General features: G+C 44.6%; 9 protein-coding genes. 7 read left to right on the top strand and 2 right to left on the bottom strand.

Going from position 1 to position 12,531, the window contains the following annotated elements:
- Positions 1 to 104: 104 nt before the first annotated feature.
- The 7 genes from R7190_RS03050 (at position 105) to R7190_RS03020 (ending at position 9,657) form a co-directional block, all read left to right on the top strand.
- Complete coding sequence (locus tag R7190_RS03050) at positions 105 to 473, top strand: hypothetical protein (RefSeq protein WP_025998718.1); 369 nt, start codon at positions 105 to 107, stop codon at positions 471 to 473.
- A 9-nt stretch (positions 474 to 482) separates the two neighbouring features.
- Positions 483 to 1,832: an HlyD family type I secretion periplasmic adaptor subunit gene (locus tag R7190_RS03045; protein ID WP_053307833.1), complete on the top strand. Its 1,350-nt coding sequence runs from the start codon at positions 483 to 485 to the stop codon at positions 1,830 to 1,832.
- Positions 1,833 to 1,835: 3 nt separating this feature from the next.
- The gene (locus tag R7190_RS03040; RefSeq protein WP_170897020.1) at positions 1,836 to 4,067 is read left to right on the top strand and encodes a response regulator; all 2,232 of its coding nucleotides are present in this window, start codon (positions 1,836 to 1,838) and stop codon (positions 4,065 to 4,067) included.
- On the top strand, positions 4,042 to 5,466 hold the full coding sequence (locus tag R7190_RS03035) for a TolC family protein (RefSeq protein ID WP_053307835.1): 1,425 nt from the start codon (positions 4,042 to 4,044) through the stop codon (positions 5,464 to 5,466). The genes R7190_RS03040 and R7190_RS03035 overlap by 26 nt, the downstream gene beginning before the upstream one ends.
- Entirely contained in the window at positions 5,456 to 7,042 is a 1,587-nt protein-coding gene (locus R7190_RS03030) for an ATP-binding cassette domain-containing protein (protein ID WP_054701322.1), read from the top strand. The genes R7190_RS03035 and R7190_RS03030 overlap by 11 nt, the downstream gene beginning before the upstream one ends.
- Positions 7,039 to 9,177: an ATP-binding cassette domain-containing protein gene (locus R7190_RS03025; RefSeq protein ID WP_170897022.1), complete on the top strand. Its 2,139-nt coding sequence runs from the start codon at positions 7,039 to 7,041 to the stop codon at positions 9,175 to 9,177. The genes R7190_RS03030 and R7190_RS03025 overlap by 4 nt, the downstream gene beginning before the upstream one ends.
- Positions 9,178 to 9,282: 105 nt before the next feature.
- Positions 9,283 to 9,657 carry a hypothetical protein gene (locus tag R7190_RS03020; RefSeq protein WP_005375619.1) on the top strand — a complete coding sequence of 125 codons (375 nt, stop codon included), beginning with the start codon at positions 9,283 to 9,285 and terminating at the stop codon, positions 9,655 to 9,657.
- A gap of 26 nt (positions 9,658 to 9,683) precedes the next feature.
- On the opposite strand, the gene R7190_RS03015 is transcribed toward R7190_RS03020, so the two are convergent.
- Both R7190_RS03015 and R7190_RS03010 read right to left on the bottom strand, forming a co-directional pair.
- Positions 9,684 to 10,574 carry an RNA polymerase sigma factor RpoD/SigA gene (locus tag R7190_RS03015; RefSeq protein WP_017635872.1) on the bottom strand — a complete coding sequence of 297 codons (891 nt, stop codon included), beginning with the start codon at positions 10,572 to 10,574 and terminating at the stop codon, positions 9,684 to 9,686.
- Positions 10,575 to 10,907: 333 nt separating this feature from the next.
- The gene (locus R7190_RS03010; RefSeq protein ID WP_054577116.1) at positions 10,908 to 12,350 is read right to left on the bottom strand and encodes a diguanylate cyclase domain-containing protein; all 1,443 of its coding nucleotides are present in this window, start codon (positions 12,348 to 12,350) and stop codon (positions 10,908 to 10,910) included.
- Positions 12,351 to 12,531: the final 181 nt, after the last annotated feature.

Below are 12,531 nucleotides of genomic sequence, written 5' to 3'. Positions count from 1 at the left end.
ATACAACTTTTTTCATACCTTTCGAGTTCCATAAAAACAAAAAAATTTGAAAACCCAGTATAAAGATCCTTACTTGTTGTCATTAAAGCAATTAGTGCGGTGGGATAATGATAAATATGACAAATCTGTTGCGCTCAGTCGACAACAGCCATAAAGGGCTGCAATTGCTATTAGGCGATTTTTACCAAGATTTCAGTGACGCAGGGATTGATATTGAGATGCTGCATAAACAAAACCGTTTTGAAGCACTCAGATGTTATTCAAAAAGACTAAAGACCATTCTCGTCTTGTTATGTGATGACGACTTACCACCAAAATTGGCAAAGATTGAACACTTAAACAAACACCATTTCCCTGCTCCTAATGAATTGATCGAGGACGTTAAAACCGAGCTTAACAACGTAAACAAACAAATTAGCCAGCTGTTAAAAATCGAAAATTCAATCGATAGCCGCACAGGTAGTGAATCGTAGGGGTGGCTCATGAGTAATAAGCAAATAGAACATCACCTCAAAAAGGCGCTCGTTTCGAACAACGAAGCTTCGAAGGTAACAACAGACGATACAATCGTGCTAGCCAGTGCAATGACCAGCGTACACAAAACCTTGCTGGTTATCTTTTTGCTTTCCATGGTGGCTATCGCCGTGGCATCTCAGGCTCGTATCGACATTGTGGTGTCGGTGCGCGGTGAGCTATTGCTCGAATCTGACATCGAAAAAGTGCAACACCTTGAAGGCGGTATTCTAGAAGAAATGCTAGTGCGCAAAGGCGAAGTAGTTTACGAAGGTCAGCCTATTGCACGCCTTCGCTCTCTGGATAGAAACACTCAACTCGATACGGTAAACACAGAGATCATTCAGCTAGAGCTAGACAAGATTCGTTACGAAAGCCTGCGCGATATGGTGGAACCCGATTTTTCTGCCTACATCGAAAACTACCCAGAATTAGTGCAAGTCAACATGAATACCTGGCAGCAAGAATTTTCTAAAAACCGTTCCAATGAAGAGTTGATCACTCACGATATCCAACATAAGAATTCGCTTATTGATTCAATGCTCAAGCGCCGTAAAAGCTCCGAGAACCAGCTCTCCTTGATACGCAAGCAGCTCAATATTAAGAACACCTTGTACAAAGAGGAAATGGCGTCTTACGTCGATGTTCTGAATATGCAGGTTCAAGAGTCAAACATGGTGCGTGAGATAGAAAACCTTGATGAGTCGGTCATGAATGAGCGTTTCCAACTCGACAAACTAGAGAAGCAGTACCGAGACTTGGTGGAGAATCGTAATGCCGAGTATCAAGCACAAATCATTCAAGCAAACAAGGACTTAAAGTTGAAACGTATATTACGTCCTCAACACTCAGATAAAGTGGATCGCCTCGTGGTTTACGCCCCTATTGACGGTGTAGTAGATAAAGTGCACTTCAACTTCCGCTCCGCTGTGATACCGCCAGGTGAAAGCATCGCGGACATTGCACCGATCAATAACGCCCTTCACGGAGAGGCGAAGATCCCGCGTAAAGACATGGGTTTTGTAGAAATCGGACAAGCGGTCAAAGTGAAGATGGATACCTACAACTTTGCCAAATACGGATTTTTGGAAGGTCGAATTGCATCGATCAGCCGTTCTTCTTATGAAGAAGAAGACGCTGAATTCTATCTCGCGGAAATCCAAATCAGTCAAAACTATCTAGAGCGCGGAGGCACACAATACAAGCTGTCCCCTTATATGGAGTTTACCGCAGACGTGAAAACAGGTTCACGCCGGGTGATCGAATACGCAGCGAAGCCGGTAATGTCGGCTATCGAAGACGCATTCGATGAGAGGTGATGGATGAGTAGCAAACCTTCTTACAATATTTCCGTTCCTGTTATGCGCCTAAGCATCGCTTTCAGCTTGATGCTGGCTGCCCTCGCCTTTTATTTGTATATCTCTTGGGAAAAAGTGGATTCAGTCGAGAAAGTGCAAAACGCGCCTCTGTTGGTTCAAGCTCAACAGCTCAACCAAACTATCGAGTTTGATATTCAAACGCTTCAACGCTGTTTAAGCGCGCGTTATTGCAGTACAACAGAGCTTGATTTTGAGGTTCTGAAAGACGAAATTGACCAATTTAAGTCGCTCGCGTCACTCAACAAAACCGAGTTTAGCTTGGTGGGCGCGACCGAATACACGCAGCTTGAACTGGCAATCAATCGCTTCTCAGACAGCCAAAAAACACGCGACGATGTGTTGGCACTGTACCTCTCGCTCACCAATAACTACCTACAAATGGACGACAACTACCGGACCATATTTAACAACCATGCGAGTGACCTAATGATGGAGAAAAACGAGTTCTTCATTTGGTTGTTTGTGGTCGTTGTCGTACTGGTTGGTATCGCAGTGCTATCGAACTTGGTGGCAATCCTTAAACTGAAAAAATCCAGCTCGAATGAGCGTGACATTGACCAAGAATTCGATGAGCTTTATCAAGAACTCAAACTACTGGATTTACAAAGGTTGGAAGAGTTGCTGAATGAAGTGAGCATCAATCCTAAGCAGCGTCAGATCTACTCACACCTAAAACTGATTTTCAGCAAACTCGAAGAGCAAAAACGCAATAACGATCTCTACAAGCAGCTCTATGCTCTGATTGGTTACGAGATTCGTGGCATCACCAACACCATTAACGGCGGCGTGCAATATCTCGTTCAAGAGACCGATGAGAGCGGAGTGTTGATGGCGCAAGATATAACCTCGGCTGCCAATACCCTGTCTGAATTGGCAGAGAACTACAACCGACTCATTTCACAAGGGACCGAGAGCAAATCGAAAGAGTTTTCACTGCTGAATGTACTGTCTGAATTGATGATTCACATCAGTTCAAAAGTGCAGCGAAATGAAGGTGAGCTAGACTGCTTTATCTCAGATAACTTACCAAACCGTGTTGAAGGACAATCTACCAGCTTATTCTGGGTGTTGTTCCTACAGCTATCAAATGCCATCCAACTCAAAGCCGACAAGAAACTGTTTGTCACCATTGAATCAGGTGCGGCGTCAGACATTGAAAATACCCGCTTGACCATCAATCTAAACTTCTTAACCACACTGGATGTGCCGTTTGCCAAGCTCAATACCCTACACTGGAGCGACCATAAACAGCACACTGCAACCAAAGACGATTTGGCTAAAAGCGTACTGAAAGATTATGGCTATTACGAGAGCCATTGGTATCAATCGGGCAATCAGGAACGTTTTCAAATTCAGCTCGATTTGAAAGCCAAAAGCTTCCACACCGAGAAAACTCGCTTCGACAATAAGCGTTTGTTGCTGTGTGCCAACTCTCAGCTGCGCATTGATGTAATGAACAAAATGTTAGTCAACTTGGGCTTGGAGATCACGCCAATTCGAACGCCGAACGAACTCTTCTCTGCTGCAAAAACCTTTGGCGAATACGATGCCATCATGCTGACCGACACGTTCGAGCCAAACAAGCTGCCCTCACTGAGCAAAACGGTGAAATCGCAACTGCGCAATCACCCGAACACGAAGTTGTTGCTTTCAGTCACTAGCACTCAGCAAGCACAAGAGAGTCATACCTTTGTCGACAAGATTCTGAACTCTCCTGCGATTCCATATGAGTTCATCCCTAACCTGTTAGCAATCATGGAAGCGGAAGCCTCTGAAGATCAGATGGAGAACAGCTCATTCCTGATTGTGGAAGATGACCGTGTTCAACAGATTCTACTCAAACGTATTTTGAGCAAGCAAGAATACGAAGCCGATACCGTTGGCGATGGCGCAGACGCTGTTCAGCACTTCATAAATCAACGCTCGGACATCATCTTTATGGACTGCATCATGCCAGGCATGGGCGGTATTGAAGCAACCAAACGCATTCGACAGTACGAACAAGAGAGCGGGCAAAACCCTTGCACCATTATAGGTGCGACAGCATTGACCAGCAGTAATGAACACCAAGCTTGTATCGAAGCAGGAATGGATTACGTGATCAGCAAACCTTATAAAAACGACGAAATCATCAAGGTGATCAACAAGTATGTGGCGGTACAGAAACTTAACTAGCTGCGTATTGGCAGCGCTTACATTGAGCAATGCTCCTTCGGCAATGGCGACCACCTTGCTTGAGGCGGTCAAACTCGGCTTGGAAAACAACTTATCTCTGCGCGCTAGTGACAAAGGCGTGGAAGAAAACGAATACAACATCGACATTAGCCGTTCTAAGTTTCTACCCTCTTTAAACGGTGCTGCTGATACCACATGGAATGAAAACGAAACCATATTAACGGGAACACCGGATACACGTTCTAGCTACAACTCGAACAGCTACAGTGTGTCTTTATCCCAATCGGTGTTTAACCTTGGTGACATCTTTAAATACGGCACCGCGAAGCTTGATTTCAACATTGAAGAAATCAAACACGAGAACAAAATCCAGAGCACCATTTCTGAAATCGCGACGCAATATTTCGAATACCTCAAAAACAACGCGCAAATCAAAGCCACCCAAGTAGAACTTAAATCGTCTGAAACACGTGAGCGCCAAATGCGTCGCAACGTGGAACTTGGCAACACTGCGGCGAGCGAGTTGTATGAGGTAATTGCCCAGAAAGAAGGCATTGCCAATCGCTTAAGAACCTTAGAGAAAGACCGGCGCGTAATTTTGAACGGTTTAGAGATTCAAGTTCAATACCCAGTCACCCCATCACAGGACATCTACGAAAGCGTGCCCTTGGCGGAAATCAGCGAATCCGAACAACGTGAGATTCTTGAACAAGCTTTGAAGCTCAATAACGACTTATTGGTTGCGAAGAAAACCGTCGAGCGCAGCCGAAGAGGCTTGAAAGAAAGCGGTTCAAACTTTGTGCCGACCGTATCGCTCTCTGCCAGTTACCGTTACGACGATGCGAACAACTATGACCGAACCGACCCAACCGCAACAGGGGACAGTAACTCGACCAGCGTCGGGTTGAACTTGAATGTGCCAATTTTCTCCGGCGGTTCGGATTACTACGGTTATCAAAAATCGTCGACTGCCATCGAGCGAACGGAGCTGCTGTACCAAGATTCGTTGTTCACTACGCGCAATAGCGTTAACACCTCGGTGCTCAACATCAATGACTTCTCCCGCGCCATCAGCAGTTACGAGAACATCATCCGCGCAAACTACGCTTCCTACAAAGGCATTCAACGCGCTTACCAGCTTGGCACGCGAACCATTACCGACTTACTGGCAGCGGAAAGTAAACTGTTTAGCGCGCTACGTGATTACGAGAGCGCGCGTTATGACTACATCATTGAATCGATCAATCTTGAGCAAATCAAGGGCATGTTGTCGGTGCAATCCATCGAAAGCATCATGCAGTTGATGAGCGATATCGAAGGCAGAAGCAATCAAGACTTAGTTCCAAAACACCTTCTCTCCAAACCATCGATTAAGAAAGGAGGTCGCAATGCAAACTGAGCATTTTTCCCAAAAGATTAACTTTGCTGACAAGTGTTACCTGACTTTCTCAACGGTCATCTCGACACTGTTTGGTTTAGTACTGCCCTTTTCGATTCTGATTATCTTTGACCGAGTTTTACCTAACCAAGCCAAAGACACACTGTTTCTTCTGTTTGCCATTATCTTGATCACCATCTTCCTCGACTATCACTTAAAAAATCAGGAAGAGAAGATTTCGTCGGTCATCATGAAGCAGTTCGAAACCAACCTAACCAACAAGGTGTTTCAATCCATCTGTTTGGCTGAGATATCGAAGTTTCGTCGCCTAGAACCCGGTGAATACCTAGAGCGTATTGCTACCATTCCAGAGATTAAATCCTTCTTTGGCGGAGAATCTGTACGGGCATTGATCAACCTTGCAGTCAGCATACTGACCATTCTGATTATCGGTCTAATCAACATCTGGGCTGGGGTGACCATCTTGCTCGCCTCCATCGTTTTGGCGGTGTTCGCACTCAGTCTTTCCAAGCAAAAAATCAACAGCCTAGAAAACAAATCCGACATCGAAGGCTTAACCACGTCGAAAATCATCGAGATCATCTCTAGCCCACTCGATATCAAAGCGCGCAATATGGAATATCGCGTCGAAAGTTTGATGACACAAATGGTGGAAGAACGTGAAGTCGAGAACATCAAATACGAGCAAATCGAATCGAACTTCAGCCTTATCTTGTCGCTCATACAACAGCTCTCCATCGCTTGTGTGGTGGTGGTTTTGGCAACGGCAGTTATCAACATGCAATCTAGCCAAGGCATCATGGCAGCCATCATCATGCTTACCAACCGCTACTTCGCCCCATACCAACAAGTGATGCGTACGGTGAGCCGCTGGGAGTTGAACAAGCTTCATATTCAACGTATCGCCGAACTACTTGAGCTTGCGGCATCTGTAGAACAACAAAATGACACGACAGAAGTCGAGCGCATCTCGGTGAAGTATTCGGAAAAACAACGCATCGAGTTTGAACGCGGTCAGGCTTACTTGCTAACAGGGAAAAGCGGCGCAGGCAAAACCCACCTCGCTAACTGCATTACGCGGCAAAACACCGACAGCAAGCTCGATATCCAAATCAACGAGACACCACTCGATGACGTCAATTACAACGTCTGGCGCAATAGCGTGCTCATGGTCGACAAAACCAATTCGTTCGTCGAAGGCACCATCATCGACAACTTGACTTGTTTCCGCCCGAGCTTAAACAACACCGCATTTGCGCTTTGCGAGACCATGAACATCAAAGCACAAATCGATGCCCTTCCCGCTGGTTTTTATACCGAGCTTAAAGGACATTTACGCAACCCATTCTCGCGCCAAGTCGCTTATGCCTTGTTGTTAGTGCGTGCCTTACTCGCGAACAAACGTGTGTTGATCTTCGACGATATCGACTGTGTTTATGATGACGACTTTGCTCGATTGGTTTTGACCAGTACCGCCTATCGCGCCAACGACAAAATCCTCATCATCGTCAGCAACAAGATGGACAAACTTAATCATCGCCTCAAACGCGTCAAACTTACCGGAGGTGACCAATGAGTATTTTGGTTGATTTTAATAATGTCCCTCAGCGCTTGTTGGACTTTGAGGCTCGCAGTTATGACGAGCGATACAATCAGTCACCTTTGATTCGTGGTTTAGCTTACACCCTCATTGCGCTTGAATGGGAAGGCACACCTTCTATCCTCAGTGACGCTTTTATCCCTAAACCAAAAGACAGCGACAGTTTTGTTGCCACGATTGAACGTCTTGGTTACCGTTGTGACGTCACCAAATTAAAAACGTTGGAGCACATCGAGGGGCACCCTCATCCTTGTTTTATCGAGATAGAAAACCTCACTGCGATTTTCTTGGGCACTAAAGACGGCAAACTGATCCTGTTTGATTACACAAATAACAACACCATTGAATACCCGCTCTGCAAGAAGCCGTGCTTGTTGGTCTCGATCAGCGAATACTCCCGCTTATTCCGAGAACCGCCACCTGAATCTCAAGACCGCAGTAACTGGATTAAATACGCGTTTTATCGCTACAACAATGAACTCAAAAGCCTGATTATTCTCAGCTTCGTGGTCAGCATTCTCGGCGCACTCCAGCCCTTTTTTATTATGAGTGTGTACAACTTCGCCTTAACCTCTAGCTCGCAAGCCACGCTTTATTGGCTCACGTTATTTGCTGTGATTGTTGGGTTCTCGGAATACTTTTTCAAGAAAATGCGGGTCAACATCATCGCCACATCAGGAAAGGATTTGGCGGTGCATATTTCTCAAAACGTAATATCCAAACTGTTGTGGCTTCCTTATTCGATGACATCTACCGCTGGTGTCTCTTCTCAGTTAGCACGATTGAAGGACATCGACACTTTCCGCCGTTTGGTAACCGCAGAGTCAACATTAAGCTACTTCGACATGCCGTTTGTTATCGTATTCATTATTGCCATTGCTCTTATGTCTGGTACCGCAGCGCTAGTCGTTATGGCGGGGTTGATTCTAATGTTGGTGTTCTGTGTTTATTCTCGTTACATCTACTCGCAAGCCACGTCCAAGAGCTCTCGCGCCAACGCCATGGTTTCTTACCAATGGAATGAGATTCTTCGTGGTATAAAAACCATCCAAGGCTTGCCATTATTGCGTGTTATCCAGTCCCGCTTTAGCGCATCGCATTTACAAAGCACCAGCGATGCAGAACATGTTTCAGTGACTAATAGCAGGGTTCAGGCAGCAGGCGGGAGTTTGATTCAGGTTATTGGTACCGCAAGTATCGTCGCGGCCGTTATCGGCGTGATGGACGGCACCTCCGATGCAGGTGCAATGCTTGCTACCGTAATTTTAGTCTGGAAGGCGTTGGGGCCTATTATGGGCATCTACAACTCTATTTCTAAGTTCCAATCCATTAAGGCGTCTTCTGCGCAAATCAACAACCTTATGGCGATGAATGACGATAAGCTAACGTTAGAGAAAAGCCCCCCTATTCGCCTCTTTCAAGGTAGTATCGTCGGCTCTGGTGTGAGCCATCGTTATAGTGGTGCGGCAACAGGCTTAACTAATCTTGGTTTTAAAATTCCACCGGGCGCAAAAGTTGTGATTTGTGGACCAACAGGTTGCGGTAAAACGACGCTCATTTCTATTATCGCTGGGCTAGAGGAACGCTATCAAGGCTCAGTTTCGGTGGACGGTTATAACATCAAACAATTCAACAGTTACCGCTATCGAACCTCGATTAACTACATCCCGTTTAACCTGCATATTTTTGAAGGCTCCTTGGAGACTAACTTCATCTTGCATAATGGGTTAATCCCAACAGAAAAAATGCGTGAAATGGTGAGTTTCTTTGAGCTCGATACATGGTTGCCACAAGGCCTGGACACTCAATTGAGCGTTGATATCTGTAAAAGTTTACCAAATGGTATTCAACAAAGACTGCGGCTCGCATTAGGGCTAGGCAACTGCGAACAATCTTTGATTATCATTGACGAGCCATTTAATGGTGCAGAGCAAGAAAATTCCCACTACTTCAAGCGGTTATTTAGCGACAAACTACTCAATAAGACCGTTATTTTCTCAACGAATGATCCGGGCATGATCTCTACATCCAATATGAGCTTAGTCTTGGAGCCAGATGGCAACCTGAAGTATTTCGGGTTAACCGATAAGTACTTAAAAAGTCTAAGTTAAGTTCGGAATGTGGTGTGGTTCATCATTCATACTTGAGCACGGTCATTGACAAAAATGTAAACGATGAGACTATTTACTCTGTAAGCGCGTACACTAAGGAATCCGATGTATACATTTGTTGCAGACAAATTGGATGTGGTTTATTTATCAACGATACCAGAAAACTACCAGTTACAAGACTTCGACGTGCCTGAAGAAGAACTCGAAATTCGTGAAATTGTAGAGGTATGGTATGAGTGTGCGTTTCTTCCTGACTTTAACCTTCAACACATCGACATCGAAAACAAAACTGCTTTGGTCGAGACACAAGCGCAAGTCGTAAACAACTACACAAGTACGCTCGCTTTTTTACTCAAAAGTCGTACTTATCGCGCAGCACTTAACCGATTATTGAGTGTATGGAGATTGGAGGCAGCAGCTAAAGCACAGCTTGAGCTGCTGTTACTTACGGAAGAACAGAGTAGCAAGCCAGTAAATTAATCGGCTAGGATAAGGGGCTAAAAATCTTAAACCCAACCATCGAATCGGAGACGTTTCTGCACGCGTTCAACCGCCTCTATCTGCATCTGACGAACACGCTCGTTAGACACGTTTAACAACAGGCCTATTTCCGACAAGGTTTTCACTCTCTGGTCAAATAATCCGAATCGATGGATTAAGACTTTCTGCAACTTAGTTGGCAAGGTTTTAATAATATTTTCAATAGCTTGAGTAAAGCACTGGTTTTCACAGTCTTGTTGTGGATCTGGCGTATACTCACTTTCACACAGTTCAAGAACAAATGGAACACGATGAAGGTCCGCAGTGGTCGATACATCAATAAAACCACTAAGAGCAACAAGTTCATCTATACGCTCTGCTTTCACCCCTGAGCAGCGTGAGAGTTCAGAAATAGACAACTCCTTGCTCTCACTTTTTGACGCATCGAGCTTTTTTAAAGCCAGGCTATTTATCTCTTTGCACACATGAGCAGGTAAACGTACCGTGCGGCCATTGTTCATTAATGCCGCTTCTATATTCTCGCGAATCCACCATACCGCATAAGTAGAAAAACGGTAGCCTGGCTCAGGATCGAACTTATCGACCGCTTTTATCAAACCAATGTTACCTTCTTCTATTAAATCGAGCAGAGTAAAGTTATTGCCTGGCCGTTTGAGGTAGCCTTTTGCGATTTTCACAACAAGTCGAAGATTAGACTCAATCAACATTTCGCGCGCTTCTTCATCACCAGCTCGATTAAGTTTGGCGTAATGCAACTCCTCTTCACGAGACAACAAATCAATCCCCACAATATCTTTGAGATAGTGAGCATAAGGGTCTTTCCCAACTGACAACGATTCTTTCATTGACAGTTCATCCGTGACAGCTCGGAACCTAGCAAAGCATTCGTTGTTCATTCCCCGTCCTTCTCAAGCCAACTTATTTCTTATCTTCTTTAATTGTTTTTGTACAACACCGTATGCATCATGCTTTATATGCATTACTTTACACTGAGTGTAGACAGGGGTTCTGATCTTTACCAAGAAATCGCTTATCACTTTAAAACAATTACTGCTTCTATGATAAAAACGTGAGCAGGTGGGGGGTTATATATATGAAAGTGCGAATATTTGTACGCAAATTGGCCTCAAAGAAAACAACGCAACGTAATCGTCAACGCTTACCACGTTACTCTGACTAAACCTTTGAGGCTTGAGGATGGTTTGAAGTATCAGTTGAATTAGCGAGACCTAATTCACTTGACGAAGCGCAGGTTGAAGCTGACAGTCTGTTATAACTTGGAAAACTGCACGATTCTTTCCTTCAGACTTACCTTGATACATCAAGTCGTCAGCATCTTGCAAGCTCACGATGTGGGTAAACTCAGGATAGTAAGCACAGCCCAAACTGATACTCAAATGAATTGCTTGTCCGCCCAGTATAACAGGCTGATCGTAAACGGCTTTACAAAGCATATTGGCAAAATTGAGCGCTTCTCGCTCTGACAGAGACGACGTAACGAGTGCGAACTCTTCTCCTCCAATTCTCGCCAATGTCATTCGGTCATCAGTCATCGACTTAGCGGCTTCTGCGATGGCAACTATTGCTCGGTCTCCAGCAAGGTGGCCATATCGATCATTGATTGATTTAAAATCATCAATATCAAACACCATCACCGTTAAGTTTCGCTTCAAATGATTCAGTAGCGCCAATTGCTCAATCAGGTGTCTACGGTTGTATAGCTTTGTGAGAGAATCCGTCAACGTCATCTCCAGCAATTGCTGATTGGCAATCGTTAATTGCCTTGTCCGAAGAGCAACCATACGTTTGAGAGCAAAAATATGATAAAGCGTTGCGACCGCCATAATGAAAATAGCAATAGGGAAAAGATAAAGTGGATAAACCGTTTTCACCACACTCCAACGGGTGAGGATCCGCTCACGATCCGTATCGATGACTTTTTCAAACGCTCGTGATACCTCTAAAATGGAAGTTGCACTGTGCATTCCTGCTGCAATCCGAAGATCTTTACTATATAAGCTAATTGTCGGGACAAACATACCCGCTCCCGGCGTGGTTGCCATATAAAAGTTAGCAACTTGCAGGTCTGCAACAAAGTACAGCACCTTTTTATCGACGGCGGCTTGTATCATCGAATCATTGTTAATGTATTCTGCGATAGGTGCATTCGGATAATTCGTCTGAACAAACTCAGACTCGTAACTTCCTTTAACAACGCCAATTGGCAGCGTCATTTCGCCAGTTAAAACACTCCTGATATCAACCGAAAGTACATCTTTATTTACGTACAGTTTGGTTTGGATAGGCATTATGACTGCGCCAAAGTCCATATACTTCGCTCTTTCGGGCGAGTAGACAAGTCCTCCGTGAAAGTCAGCCTTACCCTCTTTTACGGCTTGTAAAGAAGCATCCCAATCCAAAAGGAGAAACTGAACGTCGATTTGGTTGTTCGCCGCGTACTCTTTCCAAAAGTCGATTAAAATACCTTTAGGTTCACCATCTGGGCTAAGGTAAGAGAACGGCTTCCACGCTTTGGAGTTAGCAACAATTAAAGAATGAGACTCTGACTTGTGTGCATGCGCCATCGGACAAATGGACAGCCACAGTAGTAATAAAGAAGCACACGCTTTTTTACATTTGCAACCATAAGTACCATAACTCGTCGATGACATACCTACTTCTCACCAGTCTTTTTAAACCATAATCTCGGCTGTTTGATTAGACTAAAGATATAGTAGAGTTGCATAAGACAGGAAGTGACGCTTATTGATATGAATCTAACTTAGTAAGTTTTAGTACTTAATTGGTACTTTCAACGCCTAGTTCGCTGAAGCAGTTGAAGCAGTTGAAGCA

This window comes from Vibrio sp. 1078-1 (genome assembly GCF_033340475.1).
The sequence above is the reverse complement of the archived record's forward strand: the minus strand, read 5'-3'. Positions and strand labels throughout refer to the sequence as shown.

Bases quoted from the DNA above. Each gene is read 5' to 3' on its own strand.
- R7190_RS03010 (WP_054577116.1), bottom strand. From the start codon at position 12,350: ATGTCATCGACGAGTTATGGTACTTATGGTTGCAAATGTAAAAAAGCG.
- R7190_RS03015 (WP_017635872.1), bottom strand. From the start codon at position 10,574: ATGAACAACGAATGCTTTGCTAGGTTCCGAGCTGTCACGGATGAACTG.
- R7190_RS03045 (WP_053307833.1), top strand. From the start codon at position 483: ATGAGTAATAAGCAAATAGAACATCACCTCAAAAAGGCGCTCGTTTCG.
- R7190_RS03035 (WP_053307835.1), top strand. From the start codon at position 4,042: ATGTGGCGGTACAGAAACTTAACTAGCTGCGTATTGGCAGCGCTTACA.
- R7190_RS03040 (WP_170897020.1), top strand. From the start codon at position 1,836: ATGAGTAGCAAACCTTCTTACAATATTTCCGTTCCTGTTATGCGCCTA.
- R7190_RS03020 (WP_005375619.1), top strand. From the start codon at position 9,283: ATGTATACATTTGTTGCAGACAAATTGGATGTGGTTTATTTATCAACG.
- R7190_RS03025 (WP_170897022.1), top strand. From the start codon at position 7,039: ATGAGTATTTTGGTTGATTTTAATAATGTCCCTCAGCGCTTGTTGGAC.
- R7190_RS03030 (WP_054701322.1), top strand. From the start codon at position 5,456: ATGCAAACTGAGCATTTTTCCCAAAAGATTAACTTTGCTGACAAGTGT.